This is a genomic window from Sporosarcina sp. P20a (assembly GCF_002743175.1).
GTDB lineage: Bacteria > Bacillota > Bacilli > Bacillales_A > Planococcaceae > Sporosarcina.
This window is the reverse complement of the sequence record NZ_PDYT01000005.1, coordinates 37,826-62,665: the sequence shown is the minus strand read 5'-3', so window position 1 is coordinate 62,665 and position 24,840 is coordinate 37,826. Positions and strand designations below refer to the sequence as shown.

Below are 24,840 nucleotides of genomic sequence, written 5' to 3'. Positions count from 1 at the left end.
TGTGCGAAGGGATGAAAGCTCCAGCTGGCGGACGCTTTTCCATGGGCTCGCGGTGAGCCAACCAGGTCGCTAGCTCCCTTTTGGTTGTCTCACCGCGGGCCCTCCAGAACGCGTCCCCTCCGAAGCGCAAAATCCCTTTCGAACACCAATGCCAGCTACTCTTTAAGTAAACTCTCCATGAAAAAACTATCTAAGAAACCAGTATAGTTTCTTAGACAGTTCTAAATTCATTATTTTACCCCAACTACGCCTAGCTTTTCACGTGCTTGTACAGTAGCAACCACCATATTCTTTAACGCGGCAATTGTCTCTTCGCGCTTTCTCGTCTTCAAACCACAATCTGGATTGATCCAAAACTGGTTAGGCTCTAGGACTTCAAGACCTTTATTGATAATTTCTGTCATCTCTTCGACTGCAGGGACGCGTGGGCTATGGATGTCATAGACGCCTAGACCGATTCCTTTATCGTAATGGTACTCATTGAAAGCCTCGACCAAGTCGCCGTGACTACGAGAAGTTTCGATAGAGATTACGTCTGCATCAAGTGCGCTAATCGCTTCGATAAAGTCGTTGAAATCACAATAGCACATATGCGTATGAACTTGTGTCGTATCCTCCACTGAAGCAGTAGATACGCGGAATGCATTAACAGCCCAATCTAGATAGTGTTTCCATTCTGTTTTCTTCAATGGTAGACCTTCGCGAAGTGCTGGCTCGTCGACTTGGATCATATGAATACCAGCTGCCTCAAGCGCTTCGATTTCCTTACGCAAAGCAAGTGCGATTTGGTTTGTCACTTCTTCTCTGGACAAGTCATCACGAACGAATGACCAATTTAAAATGGTTACAGGCCCTGTAAGCATTCCTTTTACTTCATGATCAGTAAGAGATTTCGCGTAAACAGATTCTTCAACAGTCATTGGCTTCGTGAACGCAACATCTCCAAAGATAATTGGTGGCTTAACACAACGTGAACCGTAGGATTGTACCCATGCTTTTTCAGTAAAGACAAAGCCGTCTAACTTTTCACCGAAATATTCCACCATGTCCGTACGTTCAAATTCACCATGCACCAAGACATCAAGTCCCAAGTCCTCTTGAATATCAATCCATTCTTTAATTTCAGCATGAACGAAGTCTTTGTATTGCTGATTCGTAATTTCGCCTTTTCTCCATTTATTCCGTGTAGCCCGTACTTCTGGTGTTTGTGGGAAACTACCGATTGTAGTAGTGGGAAGGAGCGGCAATTGGAATTTTTCCTGTTGCTTTACTTTACGCTCCGCAAATGGAAGATTCCGCTTACTATCAGAAAGTAGACTTCCGGAAGTCGCTTCACGGACTTCTTTATTATTGCGTGCGGGAAGGGCGTTAAATGCAGTCAATGCTGCTTCACTGTTTTCAAATACATTAGTGAATTTTTCTTTTCCGTATTGTAGAGCTGTTTGAATAGCTTTTATTTCTTGCAACTTCTCGTCGGCGAATGCTAATGCGTTCAAGATAGTTGGATCTAGTTTCTGTTCCGAGCGAGTCGTCACAGGTGAGTGGAGCAAGCTGCATGAAGGTTGAATCCACAATTTATCAAGTGAGACTTGCTGATGGATAGTTTCAGCCAATGTTAGTTTTTCATGTAAATTTGATCGCCATACGTTTCGTCCATCTATAATCCCTGCTGCAAGCACTTTGTCTCCAGGGAAACCATATTGCTTCAGATTTTCCAGATTTTTCTCGAGCCCGTGGACGAAATCGAGCCCGATAGCTGCAACTGGTAACGCGATTGTTTCTGTATAATGTTCTACTGAATCGAAATATGTCTGTAGAAGAATGTTCAGTCCGCTCAGATTCTTCGTCAGCTGTGAATAAATTTCTGTAACGGTCTTCATTTCATCTGAGCTAATCGATGTACATAGAATAGGCTCGTCGATTTGAACCCATTGTACACCTTCATCCTGTAATTCCTTTAGTACTCTTTGATAAAGTGGAATCAGTTGTAGGATGATGGATGGTACATCTTTATCTTCAAACCCTTTAGATAATTTAAGTAATGTATAGGGGCCAAGTAGAACAGGTTTACCTTCAATACCTAGTTCTTTCTTTGCTTCACGATATGCAGCTAGTGGTTTGTTTTCAGTCAGTTCAAAACGCTGACGTTCGTATTCTGGCACGATATAGTGATAGTTCGTATTGAACCATTTTGTCATTTCGGAAGCGACTGCCTCGTCATTACCGCGAGCCATCGAAAAGTATGTCGAAGTAGAAACTTGTCCGCCTTTCCAGTTATAACGTGAAGGAATAATTCCGAACATCGCAGACGTATCCAGTACGCGATCGTACAATGTAAAGTCGCCTACAGCAATGACATCAACCCCAGCATCTTGCTGTTTCTTCAAGTTCGCTAAGCGAATCTCTTTCGTTGTTTGAAGAAGCTCATCTTCTGAAATCTTCTTTGCCCAAAATGCCTCAAGTGCACGTTTCCATTCACGATTTTCACCTATTACGGGATAGCCCGCTATACTGCTTTTTACCATGGATAATTTCCCCCTTAAAATTTTTTGCAATAAAAAAACATTTCTAGGGGAAATGTTAGAAATGCGAGTACATATAAAATAACATGCTATAAATAACATGCGTTTATAGACTGCGTCTGTCTAACACTTCCCTATTCACCGTAGGATTAAGCGTCATGAAAAATAGGCAGGTGTCTGGCTGGACGCATCAGCGTCTTCACAGTGGCGGGACCGCTCCGAGGAAAGGATTCCCTTTTAAGAAATGAAAGTATTTTCATTCCACCTACTTTTCAAACTATTCAATTCAGATGATTGTCTCTAAAGCTATCACATGCAAAATAGTGTGTCAACTTGCTATCAGAATTTAATCAAGGATACTTTTTTTAAAAAATAGTGGACTTAAATAATGAAACGGAATAGTAGCTCTACTGTTATATAACTGTTGAAAATAGCGCGTGTCAAATCCAAATAGCTATGATGTGAAAATTTTCACAATTCAGTTGAAAGTAAACTAGACTTTAGGTATGATATGTACTAACACGTCTTCAATCGAAGAAGTCATTCGTCTTTTATGTGTCGATTTTTGATCGACAGGCTATGGGGTGTTGCCGAATACTAGACGATGATAGGTGTTCATCGCTATATGTTATACAACAGAATAGCGCAAAAAATATTAAGGGGTGGCTTTTATCCATGACAAACTATGAAAAAGTAGGTAAATTGCAAGTCGCAACAGAACTATATAACTTCGTTAAAGAAGAAGTTCTTCCGGGCTTAGAAATTCAAAATGAACAATTTTGGACAAACTTTGATTCGCTCATTCATGAACTTACTCCTGAAAACAAAGCGCTATTAGAAAAACGCGATGAATTGCAAAAGACCATTAGCGAATGGCACCAAAATAATAAAGGCGAGATTGATTTCGCTAAATATAAAGAGTTTTTACAAGAGATTGGCTATTTAGAGCCAGTTCCTGAAGACTTCAAAGTGACAACAGCTAACGTTGACAATGAAGTCGCAAACCAAGCAGGCTCACAATTGGTAGTACCGATTGATAATGCTCGTTATGCATTAAATGCAGCGAATGCTAGATGGGGAAGTCTGTACGATGCACTTTACGGATCGAATGTAATTAGTGATGAAGCGGGTGCTGAAGCTGGTGTTCAATACAATCCGATTCGTGGACAGAAGGTTATTGATTTTGCGAAGAACTTATTAGATCAAGCAGCGCCTTTAGCTGAGGGTTCTCATGCAGAGGTAACAGCTTATAAAATTGTAGAAGGCAAACTTCAAATGAAGCTTGAAAGCGGTAACACAGCTCTATTGCAAGATGAGTCCAAGTTCGTTGGATATAACGGCAGTGAAGACGCGCCGACTGCTGTATTGTTAGTGAATAATGGATTGCATATCGAAATCGCAATCGACAAGAATAATCCAATCGGTAAAAGTGATAAAGCGGGCGTGAAAGATCTAGTACTTGAAGCGGCACTCTCTACGTTGATGGACTGTGAAGATTCGATTGCCGCAGTGGATGCTGAAGATAAAGTTGGCGTATACCGTAACTGGCTTGGTCTAATGAAGGGTGACTTGGAATCTACATTCAAACGCGGTAGTAAAGCAGTTACAAGAAAACTAAATGCCGATCGTACGTATACTGGTGGTGATGGCAAGCAGTTGACGCTGCGTGGTCGTTCATTGATGTTCGTACGTAACGTAGGTCACTTAATGACTAACAATGCGATCCTCGACGAAAATGGCAACGAAGTACCTGAAGGCATCTTGGACGGTGTTCTTACATCTTTGATTGCTACGCATAACTTTAAAGAAAACGCAGAGTTTAAAAACTCGCTTCACAACTCCATTTACATCGTAAAGCCGAAAATGCATAGTCCAGCTGAGGCGGCATTTGCAAACAAACTATTTGATCGTATTGAAGATCTACTAGGTGTTGAGCGCAATACGATTAAAATTGGGGTTATGGATGAAGAGCGCAGAATGTCACTGAATCTGAAATCTGCAATTAATGAAGTGAAAGAGCGTATTGCATTTATCAATACTGGATTCCTTGACCGTACAGGTGACGAAATCCATACATCTATGGAAGCAGGCCCAGTCATTCGCAAAGCGGATATGAAGACATCTAACTGGCTATCTTCTTATGAATCTGCAAACGTGGCAGTAGGAATTGGAGCGGGTCTACCTGGACACGCGCAAATTGGTAAAGGAATGTGGGCTATGCCTGACTTAATGGCTGCGATGCTTGAACAGAAAATCGCTCATCCAAAAGCGGGAGCGAGCACTGCATGGGTTCCATCACCAACAGCTGCCATTTTGCATGCATTGCATTACCATGAAGTAAATGTTAAAGAAGTACAAGCCGGAATCGATAGTTCAATCGATTACCGCGATGGTATCCTTGATATTCCATTGGCACCTAATGCGGACTGGTCTGTTGAAGAAGTACAATCGGAACTAGATAACAACGCACAAGGAATCCTAGGTTATGTAGTTCGCTGGATCGACCAAGGAGTAGGGTGTTCAACAGTTCCTGATATCAATGATGTCGGATTAATGGAAGACCGTGCGACATTACGAATTTCGAGTCAGCACATTGCAAACTGGTTACGTCATGGCGTTTGTACGAAAGAACAGGTCCAAGAAACTTTGGAGCGAATGGCAAAAGTAGTGGATCAGCAAAACGCGGATGATGAATTGTATCAGCCGATGGCACCGAACTATGATGATTCCATCGCGTTCCAAGCGGCATGTGACCTGATCTTTAAAGGAGCAGAACAGCCGAGTGGATATACGGAGCCAATCTTGCATGCTCGACGTATTGAAGCTAAAGCAAAAGCAAAACAAAAAGCGACAGTACAAAACTAATAACCATTCCAAACCGTCTCTCTTTCACTAACGAAAGAGAGACGGTTTTTTTATGTAATTAAACAAAGATGGATATTTTTCTAATAAATCTGTAAACATGCTATACTAGCAGGAATATAGAAAAGGGGATGAATAAAACGTGTTGCAAACAAATCAAACGGTTTTCGTACTAGTAGATGTACAAGGAAAGCTCGCACAAATTGTCAATGAAAGTAAGGAATTGCATGATAACCTGGAAAAACTGATTAAAGGATTACAAGTATTGGATGTGCCAATTCTATGGCTAGAACAATACCCTGATGGTCTAGGGCCGACTACTGAATCGTTATCGAACTTGCTTGAAGGCCAGCAACCGATTGCAAAAATGACATTCAGCGCAATGGGCAATGAAGAATTTGTTAATCGACTGGAGAAGCTGGGGAGAAAGCAAGTATTAATTGCGGGAATTGAAACGCATATTTGCGTTTACATGACAGCGGCTGATCTTGTGAAGCATGGCTATGAAGTAGAAGTAGTAGTAGATGCAGTCACTTCCAGAACAGAAGCTAATAAAATGATCGGCTTGCAAAAGATGAAACATCTTGGTGTCTCAGGTACTTGTGTGGAAACAGCATTGTATGAGTTGCTTGGTCAGGCAGGGACAGATGAATTTAAGCAAGTGTTAAAAGTAATTAAGTAAATTCAAATAGAAAAAGCGAAATGCCAGTTTTGGCATTTCGCTTTTTATTATTCCCATTGTTCTCGCTGTAAATCTTCCGCGATAAGTTGTAAATCATCAGCGGTTATAGACAATAACTCATAGTTGGTTGTCTCGGCTAGTTGTACCGCCATTTTTTTAAGGAACTTCGGTGAACCTTCATTTTCTTCATCATATAGGAGTAACAAAGCATCCGAATTTCGAAGTAGAAACTTATTTTTCTCTACAAATTGCCAAGGTGCTTCATACGGTTTGTTAGTCAGGCTTACCGAATAATCTGCAAGTGATATGATTTGTTCATATGTTTCTTGCTTTATTTCATTCCATTTCGACTGTTGATCAAGAAATGGTGTAATGACCGCGTATTGTAAATTCGGGTAGTCTTCTTGCAATTCCCACACACATTCAATAATCCACGTTTCCACTCCGAGCTGTCCACTGACTATAACCCATTCAAGTCCTTGGTCTAGAAGAGATAGCAATTGATCTGTTAACGCTTTTTTGATGATAGGAATACCCTTATGGTCTTCATTGAAAATACCTAATTCATGGGCTTTATAACCGCTCACGAGTAGACGTTTAATCATTGTTGCCCACTAATTGCTGCCTGCGCGAGCTTTGTAATTGTCATGTCATCCATCGGCGGATTGTGAAGACCAGCCCGCACATCACGATAATATCGTTGAAGAGGATTCGACATTTCCAAACTTTTTGCGCCTACAATCCTCATTGCTAAGTTAACAATTTCTATCGCACTATTCGTTACAATGGATTTAGCTACCCCAAGTTCATTTTGTAAATGAACTCGACGAGCAGGATCATCATAAATTCTCGCGATATCATAAAGTAAATGACGTGCTTTAATCAACTCTAAATCCATCTTCCCAATTTGTGTTTGAATACTGAAAAGGGAAGCAATGGGCTCATTGAGGCTGTTTGGCTGATAAGTTGATGCAAAGTGTACTGCGTAATCACGTGCCGCTTGGGCAATTCCCATGTAACATGCGGGAATATGAAGAAGCCAGCCGTTTTGGTTGTTGCCACGCGGTGCTTCATTTACTTCAACTAACTGATCATCCGTTGCTACCACTTGATCTAGTACAAGTGTCTGACTTTCTGTACCGCGCATGGAAATCATATGCCAAGTATCTCTGATGGAAAGTCCCGCTGTATCACTTGGTAACAAGAAAAAACCAGTTTTTTGTTTTTCTTCAATCCAAACAGACACGAGGATATGGGTAAGGGCAGGTGCCATAGTCGTAAATGTCTTTTCGCCTGAAATCATCCATCCGTTATTAGTGCGTACAGCTGTTGTTTGTGGTCGACCACCACGTGTAGGGCTACCGGTTTGCGCTTCAGTGACGGAACGATTCACAAGGGCACCTTGCTGAATTGCCTCACTGAACTGAGCTAATTGTTCTTCCGTCCACTTGCGATTCTCATATAGTTCCCCAACGACTCCTTGATGCCAACCAATGGCAAGAGCGGTAGCACTATCGAAACGAGCAATAGTCTCCTGGAAGAGCACCATGTCCGTTACTGTGGTACCCGCACCCCCGAACTCTTTAGGTAGAGTTAGTGTCGTATAGCCCATTTTGATGAGCTTTTCTATATTCTCTAATGGGAATTTTGAGAGCTCATCCGATCGTTCTGAAAAGCTGCTGAAAAACGGACCTGCCTCAGTCAATTCATTGACCCATCGGCGTTGAAAGTCCGTTGTGATAAAAAGTTCTGTTGACACGAGTAACACATCCTAACCACTTCATTCTTATACTACTGATTTACTGTGAATTTATGTAGAAATGCAAAATTACCTTGAGTACATCTCTCAAGGGTCATGATATTCTAGTATACTAGAAAAACGAAAAAAATACCATTCTGACGAAAGAAAAAATTTCATGTCATACTATGCGGGTTTTTACTGAATATTTAAGAGAATTGTAAAAAGATTCTTAGTAACAACGATAATGTTTAACATAAGTTGAAATTCATTTATAGACTATTTAAAGTAAATTTTAGCTTTGATCAGTATATCCTTAAAATTACTTATTGTATTTGTAGTGTATAAAGATATATTAATTGTGCTTACTTAAATATTAAGTATAACCAAATAACTATTAACAGGAATACGTATGTGATTCATTAAACCTATATATATAATACTTTATTTTAATAGAAACGCTAAATATACCTGTACGAATATGAATAGTGTGGAGTATAATTGGAAGTGCATACCAAATACATGCATATATTGATAATTGAATAAGGGAGAATGTAGAATATGAAGTTCACAGTAGGAAAAAAGTTATGGATTGGATTTATGAGTCTGGTCATTATTATCATTATTATCGGTTCAATAGGGTTCCTAGCATTGAAGAGTGTTAACGAAAAGTATTCATTTTTAATTAACGATCGAATGCATAAGGTTATATTGCTAGAGCAACAACAAAGCGATCAAAATAATTTAGCGAAAGATATCAGAGGATTTATGTTATATGGTTCAGAATCTTACATAAAAGAATTAGAAGAAACTCAATTACGTATAGAAGACCGCTTAACTGAATTGGAGAAAATCCTTAGTAACAACACTATGCAGACTGCACTGGTATCTATTCGGGAAGCGAGTGTAGAATACGATAAAGTACTACTTTCTATAATAGAAGAGAAACGTGCAGGAAATGATGATCAAGCGCTTGTGATTGGAACGAATGGAGCAAGTTATCAACAAACGATTTCTGATAATATCAATAGAATGACGAATTATCAGAGACAACAGCAAGAAGAATTGGAAAAAGAAGTGGCGAGCTATACTAAAAGCGCTAATATGCTAATGGTTATCTTAATTGTATTAGGAATCATTGGAAGTGTAGTAATCACGACGATCATCAATCGATTGATTAGTCGTCCGGTAGGCAGAATGACACACGCGCTGGCTGAAGTATCGGCAGGAAATTTTGCTATAGAAGAAGTGAAAATCAAAAATAATGACGAAATTGGCGATATGTCTATTACGCTAAATGAAATGGTTGCTGATTTACGAGGCATTATCGATCGAGCGAAAAGTTCCGCTTTGCATTTAGCGGCTCAGTCGGAACAATTGTCTGCCAGTGCAGAAGAAAGTTTGGCAGCTTCTGAAATGGTAGCAGAAATCTCGGAAAAAAACCTACAGACGAGTGACATGCAAGCCAATATTGTCAATCAATCTACTGTATCCATGGAAGAGATGATAACAGCCATTGATGTTATTACACAGGATAATGAAGAGATGTTGAATTCAGCAGAAGACGTGGCACGATTGGTGAAGGAAGGTTCTGCTTTAATGGGAGAAACGACCGAACAAATGACCAATATCAGCGAGACGATTGATGACTCCATGGAAACCATCAATAAAATGTCCAAACATACTGAGAGTATCCGTGGCGTTACATCAATGATTGCAGCAATTGCCGAACAAACTAATTTACTTGCACTTAATGCAGCGATTGAAGCAGCGCGCGCAGGAGAACACGGTAAAGGTTTTGCTGTCGTAGCTGAAGAAGTACGGAATTTGGCGGAACAATCCAAGCAATCTACACAAGAAATTGGTCGAATGATTGATACGATTATTCATGATGTAGAAACAGTAGTAATGAGTACGGATGAAGGTAGAAAACGTGTGGCAGAAGGTTTATTCTCAACAGAGAAAACAAATGCCATCTTCATGGATATAGAGCATGCAACATCAGATGTCAGTGAAAAAGTATCTACAGTATCAGCGGCAATCGAGGAGATTCGCGCGATGACAGATGAAGTAACAGATGGAGCTAAACGAGTGGAAGAATTGGCAATCCAAGCCGCGGCGGAGGCTCAATCCACTAGTGCTGCAACAGAAGAACAGTTAGCGGCTAATGAAGAAATTACATCTAGTTTACAAACATTGGCAGAACTTGCAGAACAACTTCAAAATGACATGTCACGATTTAAAGTGTAATAACACAGTAAGGAGTTGATTGCGTAGTTTGCAATCAACTCCTTTTTAATGGGAAATAAGCGAGGGCTTCATACGAGGGGCTTGCTTTGGGATGAATCTTAAATAAAGTAAAACCTTCTATTATAAGGGGGACAGGTTCTATAGACTTTTTTTCTAATTGCAATTTATCTGTAGTCTTGCGCTTTTTAGCTATCGTAATGTGTGGAACGAAACGAGTATCTTTTTCTAACTCAAGTATCTTTTCTGTACGCCTGGCGATTTGCCTTTGTAATTCGTATAATGTCTCGGAAGCCTGAACCGCTAGAAAAACGACACGTGGTCCACTTGCGGATCCGAAAAATGATAAGCCTTGTAAATACACTATGAATTCTGTATGCGAATTAGCGATTTTCTGTAGATTGGATTTTAGCCAAGGAATTTTGTCGTCATCAAGCTCTCCGATATAGCGCATGGTCATATGCAAGTCCTTAGCATGTGGAATGTTTCTGTATTTCTCATTCAATTGATATTCTTTTCGAAATTGCTGGGCTATGTCATCGACAGGATGAGCAATAGAGATGCCGATAAAATAATGTTGTACCAATTCCAGCTCACCTCCTATTCAGTAGGTTCCCTTACTCTCCAAAATGTATGCATACTAGCACAAAAAAATCTGTGTATAGCCTTTGGTTTAGGGAACGTACTAACAAATCATGTAAGTAATGTGTATAATAAGAGAAGTAGATAACTGAATTATTACAATTGCAAAGGGGCTGTCACGATGATTAAAACCTTGATTTTTGATCTGGATGATACATTGATCTGGGACGCCAAGAGTATTTCTATGGCTTTTCAAAAAACATGTGAGTATGCGACGAAGAAAACAGGAGTCAATCCAGTAGAACTTGAGAGTGCGGTACGCCAGGAAGCAAGAGACTTGTATGCTACATATGAGATATTTCCACATACTCAAAATATCGGAATTAATCCCTTTGAAGGACTCTGGGGTGTTTTTGACGATGAGGGGGAAGAGTTTCAGAAGATGAAAGAAATTGTTCCGGGCTATCAAAAGAAAGCTTGGGTCAATGGGTTGAAGAAATTAGGCATTGATGATGAAGCGTTTGGTTGGGAATTAGCTGATGTATTTCCAAAAGAGCGCAAGAATAATCCATATATATACGAAGAGACGTTTGAAGTGTTGGATAAATTGAAGGGTACCTACCAGTTAATTTTATTGACAAATGGTTCACCAAGTTTACAACAGATTAAACTAACAATCTCACCTGAGATACCTGGTTACTTTGATCATATTGTCGTTTCTGGGGCATTCGGTAAAGGAAAGCCTGATGCTTCTATATTCAAGCATGTTCTTGATTTAAGTGGGATCCAAGCAGATGAAGCGCTAATGATTGGTGATAACTTGATGACAGACATTCTAGGTTCAAGTCGTGTTGGTATGCGTAATGTCTGGATTAATCGTGAAAATAAGCTTCCCAATGATGAAGTGAAACCTACGTATGAAATTGATAACTTACATGGCCTATTTTCTATACTTACCACATTAGAAAACCGATGAGATCATCTCATCGGTTTTGATTCTGTTATACTTCTTTTTAATTGTTCGTACAGTAAGGAGGTAAATCATGTTAGGCTATTTCTTGGTGTTTTTTGGAGCGGCTATACCGTGGATTGAAATCATGATTGTCGTTCCGTTAGGTATTATTCGAGGTCTATCACCTATGTGGGTGATCATTCTTTCATTTGCGGGCAATATGGCAACTGTTCTTCTTTTGATTGTTGGTTTCCAACATATTAAAGAATGGATGGCACGTCGAAAACAAAAGAAGGGGAAAAGGCAGTCGAAACGCCAACAACGTGCAGAACAAATTATGAAAACCTATGGATTACCGGTTTTAGCACTTGCAGGACCAATATTAATTGGAACACACATCGCGGCTTTTATTGGTCTGGTATTAGGTGCGAAAAAAATGAATACCGCAATTTGGTCAGCGGTCAGCATTGCGCTATGGTGTTTAGTGTTCGGAATACTGACTGCTATGGGATTTGATTTCTTCGTTGATCGTACATAAAAAATCCAGCTGAATATCAGCTGGATTTTTATATTCTTATAAATCGATTGCTTTTGCGTCATTTATATTTTGAACTTCTTTAATACGCTTGATAGAAGCTGATTCGACATGGTTATCAACAGCTAGCATCATAATAGCATATCCGCCTTCAGTGGAACGTCCAACCTGCATTGCTGCAATGTTGATATTCTCTTCTGCTAGAAGTGTACCTACACGACCGATTGCTCCTGGTTGGTCCATGTGGCGGATAAATAATAAGTGACCGCTTGGAATCACATCTACTACATAATCGTCTACTTTTACAATACGTGCGCCAAGCCCGTTTAGTAGTGTACCCGCTACTTTGCGAATACCTTTTTCAGTAACAATTTCTACTGTGATCAAGTTCAAGAAACCTTTTCCAGTAGTTGTTTTTTGCTCGTTCACTTTGATGCCATAACGATCGGCTAATAACTTCGCGTTTACATCATTGACTGTTTCTCCAAGATTACGCTTCAAAATACCTTTGACTGTGTTACGAGTTAGTGCGCGCACATCGTAGTTTGCCAATTCACCAGCATATTGAATATTGATTTCATGGATAACCGAGTTTTGGATTTGTGATAAGAACATACCCAATTTCTCTGTCAGATCGAAGAAAGGCTCGATTTTTGCCAACACATCACGAGAAACAGACGGCAAGTTTACTGGGTTACGAACAGATCCGATTGTCAAGAAGTTCACTACATCACGGCTTACGTCGACTGCTACTGATTCCTGTGCTTCGAATGTACTCGCTCCTAAGTGTGGAGTCGCAATTACTTCTGGTAAAGTTAATAATTTGTGGTCAAGGAATGGCTCTTCTTCGAATACGTCCAATGCTGCACCCGCTACTTTACCGGCAACAATTGCATCGTAAAGAGCATCTTCATCAATGATTCCACCGCGTGCACAGTTGATAATTTGTACGCCGTCTTTCATTTTTTCGAATGCCTCTTTATTGATCATTCTACGCGTTTCTTTTAGTAAAGGTGTGTGAACTGTAATGAAGTCCGCTACTTTAAGCACTTCATCAACTGTTCCAATTTCAATGCCTAATTTCTTCGCAACATCTTCCGTTAGGTACGGGTCATATGCCACTACGTTCATACGTTGTCCTCTTGCACGTCTTGCAACTTCAGCACCGATACGGCCAAGCCCGATGATTCCCAAAGTTTTGTCTTTCAATTCTACACCAAGGAATGATTTTCTATCCCATTTATTGTTCTTCAACGAGTTGAAAGCTTGAGGGATTTTGCGTGCCATAGACATCATCATTGCGACTGTGTGCTCAGCTGCAGAGTTTGTGTTACCGTCAGGAGCATTCACAACGATAATTCCTTTTTCTGTAGCTGCGTCCAAATCAATATTATCAACACCTACACCTGCACGACCGATAATCTTTAATTGATCAGCTGCTTCGAGCAATTCTTTTGTAACTGTCGTCTGACTACGAACTAATAGTGCATCGAAATCTTTGATACGTTCTTTCAACTGATCTGGTGTCATGTCAGTTTCCATTACAATTTCAAATCCTTCTGCTTGTCGTAATGGGAAAATCCCATCCTCGCTTAGTGGGTCACTAATAAGTATTTTAAAAGCCATAATAATCATTCTCTCCTTCGATTGTTTGTAGTGTTTTTGTTTGGAAAAATGTGAAGCAATTGACCATATATGTATGTTTCGCGCTACCCCCCTTAAAGGTAAAATAAAAAAGCCTTCCATCCCTTACGTATAAGTAAGGGGCGAAAAGCTCGATAAACTAACGCGGTACCACCCTTGTTTCGCTGCAATTGCAGCCTTCATTCAGCATGCGTAACGTGCACGTGACGGATCAGCCTACTAGATGTTCAGCTAATCAATTCGGAAGTGCCCCCAACCGCGGAATTTGCTAACTTTCACCACTGCGTCAGCTCTCTGGAAAATTCTTTTCAGGAAGGTATTTCTTCGTCAAAATTGTTTAACAACTATTAATTTAGAATTAATCATAACACGTCAAAAACTATTGTCAATTGCTTTTCCAGAAAAAACGAAAAACCGCCAAACGCGAACGTAGTTATTGAATTATTTGTGAACGTTCGTGTTTGGGCGGTTAATTATAAAAAAACAACTTGAATTGAACTAAGTGGTAGGAAATAGCCTAAGTCGTCTGAAGGGGAAAAGTGCAGGTAAGAGTGTTATAGTGAGCTTATACTAATCAGTAAGAGGAGTGTTGGAAATTGAGAAAATTAGAATCTCTAGAGCAATTTGAGCAAATTAAACAACAAGAAAGAGTGATTTTCTTATTCACTGCAGACTGGTGTCCTGATTGCAGAGTGATTGAACCATTCTTACCGACACTAGAAAAAGAATTTGCAGAGTATGAATTTGTTTCGATTGATCGAGATGAATTTATAGACCTTTGTAGTCAGTTGGATATATTCGGTATTCCTAGCTTCGTGGCATTCAGCGAAGGAACAGAAACAGGCCGTTTCGTTAGTAAAAACCATAAAACTAAAGAAGAGATCGAAGGGTTTATTAATAGTTTAACGTAACGCATTGATTCTCCATGAGGGAATATTGGAGCAATTTAACAAAAGAACTGAAGACAACTGTAAAAGTTGTTTTCAGTTCTCTTTTTTATAAAAAGATATTCTAGCATAAGCTTTTATGTCTTATGTTATGTGAAATCTTTCAGTTGCTCTATAAGGATTTTTGCGCCTTGTGGACTGATGTATAGACCGTTTGACAATTGTTTGTTTTCATCCATCACATCACCGGTGATAAAACATGCTCTGTTAACCTGATATTTTCTCAAAATGATTCTATCATCTTCTACGAAAATTTCAATCGGATCACCCTTATCGATCGACAAAGAATTTCGAAGTTCTTTTGGAATGACAATCCTACCGAGATGATCAACTTTTCGAACAATACCTAAAGACTTCATAAGCTCCTCCTTGAAGAAAAGTAATTGGTATTTTCTATTATACACCAAAAAGTACTATCTACAATTTACAAAACTTGAATGCGCAGAACAATTTGATAATTCTGCTATACAATTAAATTATTAATGCTATAATAGTCAGTAATTAAATATTTCTTATCAAGAGAAGCTGAGGGATTTGGCCCGATGAAGCTTCAGCAACCTCTGTGCATACAGGAAGGTGCTACCTCCAACAAGATTGTTGTCTTGAGAGATAAGAACGATGAACGGTCAACCCTCATTTTCTTATCTAAGAGAATTGAGGGATTTTTTGTATAGAAATAGTAATAAAAGAACGTCAAGGGGGAAATAGCATGCCGATTAACATACCAAAACATCTACCAGCAGGAGAATTACTGAAAGAAGAAAAAATCTTTATTATGGATGAAGAACGTGCGGTCACACAGGATATCCGTCCAATTAACATATTGATTTTGAATTTAATGCCTGAAAAAGAGAAGACCGAGTTACAATTGCTTCGATTGCTTGGCAATACACCATTACAAGTAAATGTCACATTCCTTAATACTGCTACCTATGTTTCGAAAAACGTCAGTCAGACCCATCTAGAAACCTTCTATACTACTTTTGAACATGTTAAAAATCGTCGTTTTGACGGTATGATTATTACAGGAGCCCCAATTGAGCTTCTACAATTTGAAGATGTAGTCTATTGGCAAGAGTTAGAAGAAATCATGGAATGGACAAAAACGAATGTTACATCAGTTCTGCATATTTGCTGGGGTGCCCAAGCAGCGCTTTATCATCATTACGGAATTGATAAGTTCGAGTTGGCAAAGAAGTGTTTTGGAGTATTTTCACATGACATTACCGATCCGACAGTGAATTTGGCACGCGGATTCAATGATGTATTTGTAGCGCCACACTCACGTCATACGGGTGTTTCATTAGAAGAGATAAAGAATCATCCCGATTTGACTCTTCTCTCATCTTCTGAAGAGGCAGGTGCATTCATCGTGATTTCAAATGATGCAAAGCATATTATGGTAACTGGACATTTAGAGTACGATGCACACACGTTGGGAGATGAATATTCTCGGGATGTAGAAAAAGGTGCCGATATTGATATTCCTGTAAATTATTATCCAAATGATGATCCATCAAAAGAACCTATGAATACTTGGCGTTCCCACACGCATTTATTATTCTCTAATTGGCTCAATTACTATGTCTACCAGAAAACTCCTTATAACTGGAGTTAAAAGAATTGCTGTATAAATTGCTATAATTTGCACATACTCCGAATACTGGAGGTGTATGCAGTGAACATAGATGAATTTTGGGAATTGGCTTTTTGGGAAATGACTTTACGAACGGTAATTTCATTTATTGTGCTTCTGATTTTGGCGCGTTTCATGGGGAAGAAACAAGTGTCTCAGCTGACTTTCTTTCATTATGTGACAGGCATAACAATTGGTTCTATTGCAGCAAACTTGGCGGGAGAGTCCGAAACACCTTTCTTAAATGGCTTATATGGAATGGTTTTATGGGCAGTGTTAACGATTCTTGCTAACTTTTTATCATTCAAATCCATCAAGCTTCGCGTATTACTCGATGATAAACCGATGATTGTCATTCAGAATGGTAAAATCCTAGAAGGTTCCATGCGTAAATTACGGTTGAGTTTCAATGATCTAAATATGATGCTGCGAGAGCAGTCCGTATTCTCGATGAAAGATGTCAATTATGCGATATTCGAAACGAATGGTAATTTGAGTGTCATGCTGAATGCGGGCGAGGAATCGGCGACTAAGAAAGATGTTAAAGCTCCATCACCACCGCCTAAATATATTCCCACTGAAATTATTACTAACGGAAAAGTGGAAGAGAAAAATATGCGAGAACTTCAATTGACTGATACTTGGCTAACAGAACAATTAAAAAAGCAGGGGATTTCTAAGCCTGAGCATGTTCTCTATGCAGAAATTCAGACAGATGGTAGTTTATATATTAATACATTAAAATCCACTTAACGTGAAGAGCTCTGAAACAATCAGAGCTCTTCACGTTTTTTTATAATATTTCCCAATTTCTTTGTTTGGCCACAGCAGTAAGTTTTTCATCTGGACGAACTGCTACAGGGGAGCCAACTTTCTCTAAGACTGGAAGGTCGGAAATGCTGTCTCCATAGGCAAAGCTATTGTCCCAGTCGATAGTTTCTCCATGTAGTGCTTGGTAAATTTGTTCATTTTTACGTGTACCTTGAATATGTAGTAAGGGCTGATCCAACGTGAGTTGTTCGCCATTAGAAGGGATGTCAGTGCCAATAATTTGATCAAATGTCAGGTGACTTGTGACTGCTTTTAAGAAAGGAGTGTAGGCTCCAGAAACGAGCAAGACATGGTATCCGTCACTACGATGCTTTGCCAGTCGATTAATGACTTGTTCATTGAAGTCCGGCATCATTACGGTATGCATGCTTTTAAAAAACTCGTGAAGTTCCGTCATCGTCAATGAATCTAAGGCTTTAAGATAAATGTGCATCGAGCGCTCTTTCATAACAGATTCAGGCAGTATCTTTAATTTATAGCGAATGTAAAGTGGTAATATCGAACGATAGAACTTTCTATAATGCTGCTTGTACGTAGGATGATTCTTTAATTGTTCCATGAGTAATTTAAAGGTTTCTTTAGTGTACAACGTACCATCAAAATCAAAGATCGCAACTTTCATATAGACACTCCTCTATTGTATTCTTCTACATAGTATACAAATATAACGAGTGTAAAAGCAAAAAGCAGATGGAGAAAAACTCCATCTGCTTGAATCGTTAATTTATTGAAGGTTATTTGGCATACCCGGTTGACCTTGAAAAGATGCAAAAGAATTAAGCAACATATTCATATCCTGATCATTTAATTGTGGAACTTGATAATACTGATGCTTGTTTTGGTAAATGGACAATTCGTATGCCATTTCTATACAGTTGGGTACAGAATCTGCAAGTACACGGCGGACGACTGGATTACATACTTCTAATGAAGCAGCCGTTTTGCCTGTAGCGCCTTCTTTTGTAGCGCCTAGCAAAAAGCCGGAAATGATTTCATCATTGATTTCACCTGTAGATTGAATAGGTTTAGACGGTGCTTTTTCTTTCATCCCGTAAATGAAATCGCTGCCTGCTTTCATTTGATAGCGCTGTGTAGGATGTGAAGGGTCTTTTCCAGTCTTAAAACTTTCGACAAGGATATTGTACTCATCCAGCGTGAATCGGTATTGTCGATCAAGAATATCGAGAAGTTCTGGATCTTGGACATGTGGACGTAAAATCATCGCTTGGTTCAATGCTCCGAGAGTAGCGCTTAAAACCTCTTTGACATCAAATAACTCATGTCCACCGTGATTCATCGATGGGGGAACCGCTCCGCCTTGCATGTTTTGAGATGTTTCGAATTGATTTGTCAAATATATTTCCTCCTTTAATATTCATGTGCATCGAGAGTATTATGTGGAGTCATCGAAATTTCATACATATGAAATGACATTCACCACTCATGCATAGTTCGTAACGCACTAACATATCATAAGGATAGAACTCAAGAAGGGTAGTGGAGATACATGCAGATTCATGTAGTTTCGCAAGGTGAGAGTTTATATACAATTGGTAACATATACGGTGTGCCATACGAGCAAATAGCGGAAGTTAATGAATTAGAAAGTGATATACGATTAGCTGTAGGACAAGCGCTTGTCATTCCAATAATAGGTTCTTATTACTGGGTGCGACCTGGAGATAGCCTATATACAATTGCACAAAAATACGGTTTAACAGTCGCACGCTTGGCGGAAATTAATGCAATTGACCCTACTAGAAGGTTAATGATTGGTCAGCGTTTGTATATACCACAAGAAGAGAAAACATTGATTGATTCATTATTATATGTAGAACCGCGTAATCCTGTCAGTCAAGATATGCTGGCAGAAGTTCGTGACCGTGTGGATGGTCTAACGTATCTTGCGATGTTCAGTTATGAAGTACAACGTGATGGATCGCTCAAAGCACCAGCACTCGCTGATATTCCGACTATCGCAAAAAACGCAGGTGTTGTAAATATGCTAGTTGTGACTAATCTAGAAGACTATTCATTCAGTGCAGATTTAGCGCATGTGATTTTTACCAATCAAGCAGCACAGAACCAGATGATTCAAAGTGCCATTGAAATAGCAAAAGAAATCGGCTATGGGGATATTCACTTCGATTTTGAGTTATTATTCCCTGAAGATCGGGAATTATATAATCAATTATTACGAAATGCGCGCGATCAAATCCATAAAGCTGGCTTGACGATTTCCACAGCACTTGCACCAAAAGCAGGGGAAGTAACTACTGGTATTTATGGTGCCCATGATTATAAAGTGCATGGGGAGATTGTAGATTTCGTTGTATTGATGACGTATGAATGGGGATATACGTATAGTGCACCACAAGCTGTGAGCCCAATCGGTCCAGTCACGAAAGTAGTGGAATATGCCGTAAGTCAAATCCCGAATGAAAAAGTTTTTTTAGGTCAAAATCTATACGGTTATGATTGGACAGCACCATTTGGTCAATCGGACAGTAAAGCCGCCAGGGCATTAAGTCCACGGATGGCGACCAATCTGGCAATCGAGCAGAATGCCGCTATAGAATACGATGCATTAGCCCAAGCGCCACATTATACGTATTATGATGAACAAGGCACCGAACATGAAGTGTGGTTTGAAGATGCACGAAGCATTAACGAAAAGTTTAACTTGCTGAAGAAATTCAAGTTGCGAGGGATCATGTACTGGAAACTCGGCCTTGCATTCCCGCAAAATTGGTTGTTATTAGAAGATCGGTTTACTATTCGCAAGCTATAAATATAGGAGCCTTTCCTTAAGAAAAAGGAAAGGCTCTGTCATATGAGTTCTCACTCGTTATTTAATAATTTCATAGCACTTTGGAACATATCCATATCTGGATTTACGAGTAAAGCAGGTAGGAAAGCAAAAGTCATGATGAGGAGTAGGTTCGCTCCCAGGAATGATCGAATTGTACTTGTTTTCTTTGTCATGGCGCTTCGCCTCTTTCTTTTCGTATTGTTCTCACTAGTATGTGTATGCGCTTACATTTATGACCTCACATAGTTTGTTTGAATAGTTTAATAATACTCGGAATTCAGTCGAATGTAAATGATAAAGTTTAATATAGTACATAAAATTGACACAAAAGTTAAGTCAAAATAGAGATATTCTAAAAAAATCTTGTAACTTGCTATCTTTTCAGTGATAATATTGGAATACAAAGAAATATTTCGAACAATTAAAATTCAATTTATTTAGTAGAATTTACTCTTAAATCATATAAGTTAAGAATTTTTAAAATAAAAGCCACTGAGTAAATGAGCGACTGGTCAGTCGACAGTTTTTAATGAACAACTAAGGAAAGGGATGATTGCAGATGACGAAGATTGGTGAGGTAGAATATAATAATCGTAAACGAGCAAATGATTACGTTCATAATGTATACGAATTGGTAAAGAAAAGGAATCCGGATGAGAAGGAATTTCTACAAGCGACAAGAGAGATTTTTGATTCTCTTCGTCCAGTCTTTGCCAAGCATCCCGAATTTATGGAAAACGGAATATTAGAGCGTATTACAGAGCCAGAAAGAATCATTTCCTTCCGCGTAGCGTGGGAAGATGATAAAGGTAAGGTGCAAGTAAACAGAGGTTTCCGTGTTCAGTTCAATAGTGATCTCGGACCTTATAAGGGAGGACTTCGTTTCCACCCATCTGTAAATAATAGTATTATGAAATTCCTCGCTTTCGAGCAGATTTTCAAGAATGCTTTAACAGGACAGCCAATCGGGGCTGGTAAAGGTGGATCTGATTTCGATCCAAAGGGTAAATCTGACCGAGAAGTCATGCGCTTTACGCAAAGTTTCATGACAGAACTTAGTAGACATATCGGACCGGACATCGATGTGCCGGCAGGGGATATTGGTGTCGGTAAACGTGAAATCGGCTATCTATTCGGTCAATACAACCGGATTAAAGGTGGCTATGAAGCAGGTATTTTAACTGGGAAAAATCCTGACCATGGTGGAAGCCTTGGTCGTAAAGAAGCAACTGGTTACGGTACAGTGTACTTCGTAGATGAGATGCTGAAAGAAAACAAGCTTTCATTGGAAGGTCAGACTGTTGTAGTTTCAGGTTCGGGTAATGTATCGACATACGCAATGGAAAAAGCTATGCAACTTGGAGCGAAAGTTGTGGCGTGTAGTGATTCTGATGGCTATATCTATGATAAGAACGGAATAGATCTTGAATTAGTGAAGCAACTAAAAGAGTACGGCAATAAACGTATCTGGGAATATACGAAAGAACATCTTGATGCGGAATATCATGCAGATTGTACAGAGATTTGGTCCATTCCATGTGATATTGCACTTCCATGTGCTACACAAAATGAAATCGATGAGATTGCAGCGCATATGCTAATCGCAAATGGCGTCAAAGCTGTTGGTGAAGGCGCGAATATGCCTTGTACAATTGAAGCGATTATAATTTTTCAGGAACACAACGTATTATTCGCACCTGCAAAAGCTGCCAATGCTGGCGGTGTAGCTGTTTCCGCTATGGAAATGTCTCAGAACAGTCAGCGTCTATCATGGTCAGCAGAACAAGTAGATATGCATTTGAAAGAAGTTATGCAAAATATCTATAAAGATTGCAGTACGGCGGCAGAGGACTACGGAAAACCAGGTAATCTCGTAATGGGCGCTAACGTAGCAGGCTTTCTGCGAGTAGCTGATGCAATGGTGGCACACGGAATTCGATAAGTGATATAAAACAGACACATTTTTTTACATAATGTGTCTGTTTTTTTATTCTTTCCTATTGTGTTTCAATTGAGATATGTTATTATAAAAATACATTAAGTTGAATAAACATACATGCACTTGCATGAAAGGGGATTTACCCATGGAAAAGAAGAAAGTCGTTTTAGCTTACTCAGGCGGTTTAGACACATCAGTTGCAATTCAATGGTTAACGGATCAAGGATATAGCGTAATAGCGGTTTGCTTAGATGTTGGCGAAGGGAAAGATCTCGACTTCATTAAGGAAAAAGCTCTTACAGTTGGCGCAGTTAGCAGCTATGTCATTGATGCACGTGAAGAATTTGCACAGGATTTCGTCCTTCTTTCATTGCAAGCTCAAACATATTATGAGAATAAATATCCACTTGTCTCTGCTTTATCCCGTCCTCTTATTTCGAAAAAGCTGGTGGAGATCGCCCATCAAGAACAAGCAACAGCTGTAGCTCATGGTTGTACAGGAAAAGGGAATGACCAAGTACGTTTCGAAGTGGCGATTAAGTCACTGGATCCAACGCTTGAAGTGGTAGCACCGGTGCGTTCATGGAGTTGGTCACGTGAAGAAGAAATTCATTATGCACAAGAACATAATATTCCCATTCCGATTGACTTGGATAATCCGTACTCGGTGGACCAGAATTTGTGGGGGCGTGCAAATGAATGTGGAATTTTGGAAGACCCATGGGCAACACCTCCAGAGGACGCATTTGGTTTGACGGTTTCCATTGAAAATGCACCGGATACGGCTGATGTTATTGAGATTGGCTTTGAGCAAGGTGTTCCGATTACAATTGATGGAGAAAAGTATATATTAAGTGAATTGATTACAAAGTTGAATGAAATCGCTGGTAAACATGGTATCGGACGTATCGATCATGTAGAAAATCGTTTAGTCGGTATCAAATCCCGTGAAGTATATGAAGCGCCTGGAGCCATCACGTTGTTAAAAGCTCATAAGGAACTTGAAGACTTAACGCTCGTAAAAGAATTAGCGCACTTTAAGCCAATCATTTCTCAAAAACTTGGCGAATTGATTTATAACGGTCTTTGGTTCTCTCCTTTACGTAATGCACTTGAGGCATTCATTAAAGAGACGCAGCAATACGTCAATGGTACAGTTCGTGTGAAGTTGTTTAAAGGTCATGCAATAGTAGAAGGTCGTAAATCTCCTAATTCGCTATATGATGAGAAATTAGCAACTTACACATCTGATGATGAGTTTGATCAAGCAGCAGCAGTCGGTTTCATTAAGCTATGGGGACTACCTACTGAAGTGCATAGTATGGTCAATAAAAAGCAAATCGTTAAGAAGCGTTAAGGTGGATATCAGGAGCAGCGCGGCGAAAAGCTTCGCTGCTCTTTTTTTGGAACTACTTTTCATTCATCGCCGTCTTATGAATATAGCAGGGGGTGTCTGAATGAAGAAGTTATGGGGTATAGCTATAATGGTAGTTTTAATCATTGTGGGACTGGGGATGTTTTGGATGTTACCAGGGGATCGAATAAAACAAGCGCAACAGATGAAAGCGAATGGAAACTATGACTATGCAATTATTCTAGGTGCTAAAGTGAACGGAGAAGTTCCTTCGCTATCATTACGTTACCGATTGGAGAGCGCTGTGGAGTATGCTACGCAATATCCGCATGTACAGCTAGTTCTTTCGGGTGGACAAGGAAAAGATGAGGGTATTAGCGAAGCCGAAGCCATGTATCGTTATTTACAAGAACATGGTATTGCGAAAGAACGCTTAATTATGGAAGATCAATCCACTTCTACAAATGAGAATCTACAATTCAGCCAAAATATCATTCCTGAAGTGGAAGGCGTGACCATAATCAGCAGTGATTATCACTTGGCTCGAGCGAGATTTCTTGCTAGACAGATCGGATGGGAGTCTGATGTCGTTGCAGCGAAGACTCCGGAATCTGTCAAAGCAAAAGTAGGACTTCGTGAACGCTTGGCTTTGTTGAAAACATGGTTGTTCAGACGATAGGGATATATTAAAAATTAAAAGTGACGAAACTCCAAAGAAGTTTTCGTCACTTTTCTATATCTCTTATAAAGAAGAAATTTTATGGAATTCTGGCTGACCTTCCGTAAATGTAGCCAAATAGTTAAAGCCGATCGACTGATATAACTCTAAAGATTCTTTGAACTCATGTGCGATTTCTGTTGTTCTATGCGCATCTGAACCAAGTGTAATGATTTCGCCTCCGCATTGTTTATACAAACGCAAAATATCTTCACTTGGCATATTGTGTGGCAATCCGTAGCGAGTTCCCGAAGTATTCAGTTCAATCCCTTTACCATCTGGTATAATAGTATTGAAGATCTTTTCTAAATAGTCATGAAATAAATTAGCTGGCGGCTGATCGGTATAGCGTTTGATCAAATCCGTATGCCCAAGCACGCTGTAACGCTTGTAATGCTGAACACAATATAATAGTTCTTTATAATACGTCTCAAACGCAGCCTCTGTTGAACGATCTTCAAATAGCTCGCGATAGTGTAAGGATTTATTTTCGACTGTGTGCAATGAACAGATGACGAAGTCAAATTCATGCTCGTCCATCAACTCTTCATAAAGATGCAATAGGTCAGGTTGTAAGCCGATTTCAACCCCTTTTTTAATCGTCAGTTGGCCATCGAATTGTTCATTCAATTGGAGTATCTTTTGTGCATATTCATGTTTGTCAAAATCGAAATGAATCGTTTCATCCGGGTATTCATAATCAATGTGATCGGTAAAACAGATTTCGGTAAGTCCTTTAGCGATAGAAGCTTTGGCCATCTCTTCCATAGGGATTTCACAATCCGCTGAAAATGCGCTGTGCATATGATAATCAAACATAGTTTCCAGTCTCCTTTTCT

General features: G+C 39.5%; 22 protein-coding genes, 2 riboswitches and 1 other annotated feature. Of the genes, 12 read left to right on the top strand and 10 right to left on the bottom strand.

The features are described from left to right. Positions 1-230: 230 nt before the first annotated feature. The gene (metE, locus tag CSV72_RS07315) at positions 231-2,525 is read right to left on the bottom strand and encodes a 5-methyltetrahydropteroyltriglutamate--homocysteine S-methyltransferase (RefSeq protein WP_099677817.1); all 2,295 of its coding nucleotides are present in this window, start codon (positions 2,523-2,525) and stop codon (positions 231-233) included. 148 nt (positions 2,526-2,673) lie between these two features. Beyond that, positions 2,674-2,806: riboswitch (cobalamin riboswitch) on the bottom strand. A 391-nt stretch (positions 2,807-3,197) separates the two neighbouring features. On the opposite strand from metE, the gene CSV72_RS07310 reads away from it, so the two are divergent. Then, a complete protein-coding gene (locus CSV72_RS07310) occupies positions 3,198-5,387 on the top strand; it encodes a malate synthase G (protein ID WP_099677816.1) in 2,190 nt (729 codons plus the stop codon). Between the two features lie 139 nt (positions 5,388-5,526). Further along, positions 5,527-6,066, top strand: a complete 540-nt coding sequence (locus CSV72_RS07305) for a hydrolase (RefSeq protein WP_099677815.1) — start codon at positions 5,527-5,529, stop codon at positions 6,064-6,066. A 47-nt stretch (positions 6,067-6,113) separates the two neighbouring features. Here CSV72_RS07305 and CSV72_RS07300 read toward each other — a convergent pair whose 3' ends face one another. Together CSV72_RS07300 and CSV72_RS07295 are read right to left on the bottom strand one after the other, a co-directional pair. Beyond that, complete coding sequence (locus CSV72_RS07300) at positions 6,114-6,671, bottom strand: SLOG family protein (protein WP_099632661.1); 558 nt, start codon at positions 6,669-6,671, stop codon at positions 6,114-6,116. Next, positions 6,668-7,825 carry an acyl-CoA dehydrogenase family protein gene (locus tag CSV72_RS07295; protein ID WP_199170070.1) on the bottom strand — a complete coding sequence of 386 codons (1,158 nt, stop codon included), beginning with the start codon at positions 7,823-7,825 and terminating at the stop codon, positions 6,668-6,670. The genes CSV72_RS07300 and CSV72_RS07295 overlap by 4 nt, the downstream gene beginning before the upstream one ends. Positions 7,826-8,365: 540 nt before the next feature. On the opposite strand from CSV72_RS07295, the gene CSV72_RS07290 reads away from it, so the two are divergent. After that, complete coding sequence (locus CSV72_RS07290) at positions 8,366-10,054, top strand: methyl-accepting chemotaxis protein (RefSeq protein WP_099677813.1); 1,689 nt, start codon at positions 8,366-8,368, stop codon at positions 10,052-10,054. Between the two features lie 34 nt (positions 10,055-10,088). On the opposite strand, the gene thpR is transcribed toward CSV72_RS07290, so the two are convergent. Then, positions 10,089-10,637: an RNA 2',3'-cyclic phosphodiesterase gene (thpR, locus tag CSV72_RS07285; protein WP_158232173.1), complete on the bottom strand. Its 549-nt coding sequence runs from the start codon at positions 10,635-10,637 to the stop codon at positions 10,089-10,091. 177 nt (positions 10,638-10,814) lie between these two features. Here thpR and CSV72_RS07280 point away from each other — a divergent pair, with 177 nt between their 5' ends. Both CSV72_RS07280 and CSV72_RS07275 read left to right on the top strand, forming a co-directional pair. Further along, positions 10,815-11,609: an HAD family hydrolase gene (locus CSV72_RS07280; protein ID WP_099677812.1), complete on the top strand. Its 795-nt coding sequence runs from the start codon at positions 10,815-10,817 to the stop codon at positions 11,607-11,609. A gap of 67 nt (positions 11,610-11,676) precedes the next feature. Beyond that, positions 11,677-12,123: a small multi-drug export protein gene (locus CSV72_RS07275; RefSeq protein ID WP_099677811.1), complete on the top strand. Its 447-nt coding sequence runs from the start codon at positions 11,677-11,679 to the stop codon at positions 12,121-12,123. A 36-nt stretch (positions 12,124-12,159) separates the two neighbouring features. Here CSV72_RS07275 and serA read toward each other — a convergent pair whose 3' ends face one another. Continuing rightward, positions 12,160-13,746 (bottom strand): phosphoglycerate dehydrogenase, encoded by a 1,587-nt coding sequence (gene serA, locus CSV72_RS07270; RefSeq protein ID WP_099677810.1) that lies wholly within the window; start codon positions 13,744-13,746, stop codon positions 12,160-12,162. Positions 13,747-13,879: 133 nt separating this feature from the next. Continuing rightward, positions 13,880-14,104: a binding site (T-box leader), on the bottom strand. Positions 14,105-14,360: 256 nt separating this feature from the next. Here serA and CSV72_RS07265 point away from each other — a divergent pair. Beyond that, complete coding sequence (locus CSV72_RS07265; protein WP_099677809.1) at positions 14,361-14,675, top strand: thioredoxin family protein; 315 nt, start codon at positions 14,361-14,363, stop codon at positions 14,673-14,675. 125 nt (positions 14,676-14,800) lie between these two features. Here the strand turns inward: CSV72_RS07265 and CSV72_RS07260 are convergent, their stop codons facing one another. After that, the gene (locus tag CSV72_RS07260) at positions 14,801-15,070 is read right to left on the bottom strand and encodes an AbrB/MazE/SpoVT family DNA-binding domain-containing protein (RefSeq protein ID WP_099632670.1); all 270 of its coding nucleotides are present in this window, start codon (positions 15,068-15,070) and stop codon (positions 14,801-14,803) included. Positions 15,071-15,220: 150 nt separating this feature from the next. Then, a riboswitch (SAM riboswitch) is annotated at positions 15,221-15,327 on the top strand. Between the two features lie 93 nt (positions 15,328-15,420). Between CSV72_RS07260 and metA the strand changes: the two genes are divergently transcribed. Beyond that, the gene (metA, locus tag CSV72_RS07255) at positions 15,421-16,329 is read left to right on the top strand and encodes a homoserine O-acetyltransferase MetA (protein ID WP_099677808.1); all 909 of its coding nucleotides are present in this window, start codon (positions 15,421-15,423) and stop codon (positions 16,327-16,329) included. Between the two features lie 66 nt (positions 16,330-16,395). After that, positions 16,396-17,100 carry a YetF domain-containing protein gene (locus tag CSV72_RS07250; RefSeq protein ID WP_369802891.1) on the top strand — a complete coding sequence of 235 codons (705 nt, stop codon included), beginning with the start codon at positions 16,396-16,398 and terminating at the stop codon, positions 17,098-17,100. A gap of 40 nt (positions 17,101-17,140) precedes the next feature. On the opposite strand, the gene CSV72_RS07245 is transcribed toward CSV72_RS07250, so the two are convergent. Beyond that, positions 17,141-17,800 carry an HAD family hydrolase gene (locus CSV72_RS07245; protein WP_099677807.1) on the bottom strand — a complete coding sequence of 220 codons (660 nt, stop codon included), beginning with the start codon at positions 17,798-17,800 and terminating at the stop codon, positions 17,141-17,143. A 102-nt stretch (positions 17,801-17,902) separates the two neighbouring features. Then, positions 17,903-18,538, bottom strand: coding sequence for a spore coat protein (locus tag CSV72_RS07240; RefSeq protein WP_369802890.1), 636 nt, complete (start codon positions 18,536-18,538; stop codon positions 17,903-17,905). A gap of 147 nt (positions 18,539-18,685) precedes the next feature. Here CSV72_RS07240 and CSV72_RS07235 point away from each other — a divergent pair, with 147 nt between their 5' ends. Next, entirely contained in the window at positions 18,686-19,969 is a 1,284-nt protein-coding gene (locus tag CSV72_RS07235) for a LysM peptidoglycan-binding domain-containing protein (protein WP_099677806.1), read from the top strand. A 50-nt stretch (positions 19,970-20,019) separates the two neighbouring features. On the opposite strand, the gene CSV72_RS16875 is transcribed toward CSV72_RS07235, so the two are convergent. Continuing rightward, on the bottom strand, positions 20,020-20,163 hold the full coding sequence (locus CSV72_RS16875) for a hypothetical protein (protein ID WP_199168332.1): 144 nt from the start codon (positions 20,161-20,163) through the stop codon (positions 20,020-20,022). A gap of 386 nt (positions 20,164-20,549) precedes the next feature. Between CSV72_RS16875 and gdhA the strand changes: the two genes are divergently transcribed. The 3 genes from gdhA to CSV72_RS07220 all read left to right on the top strand — a co-directional run bounded on the left by gdhA (position 20,550) and on the right by CSV72_RS07220 (position 23,962). Further along, positions 20,550-21,932, top strand: coding sequence for an NADP-specific glutamate dehydrogenase (gene gdhA, locus CSV72_RS07230; RefSeq protein ID WP_099633005.1), 1,383 nt, complete (start codon positions 20,550-20,552; stop codon positions 21,930-21,932). Positions 21,933-22,074: 142 nt separating this feature from the next. After that, positions 22,075-23,286: an argininosuccinate synthase gene (locus CSV72_RS07225; RefSeq protein WP_099677805.1), complete on the top strand. Its 1,212-nt coding sequence runs from the start codon at positions 22,075-22,077 to the stop codon at positions 23,284-23,286. Positions 23,287-23,386: 100 nt separating this feature from the next. Continuing rightward, positions 23,387-23,962 carry a YdcF family protein gene (locus tag CSV72_RS07220; RefSeq protein WP_199170069.1) on the top strand — a complete coding sequence of 192 codons (576 nt, stop codon included), beginning with the start codon at positions 23,387-23,389 and terminating at the stop codon, positions 23,960-23,962. A 63-nt stretch (positions 23,963-24,025) separates the two neighbouring features. Here CSV72_RS07220 and CSV72_RS07215 read toward each other — a convergent pair whose 3' ends face one another. Then, positions 24,026-24,820: a histidinol-phosphatase HisJ family protein gene (locus tag CSV72_RS07215; protein ID WP_099677804.1), complete on the bottom strand. Its 795-nt coding sequence runs from the start codon at positions 24,818-24,820 to the stop codon at positions 24,026-24,028. Positions 24,821-24,840: the final 20 nt, after the last annotated feature.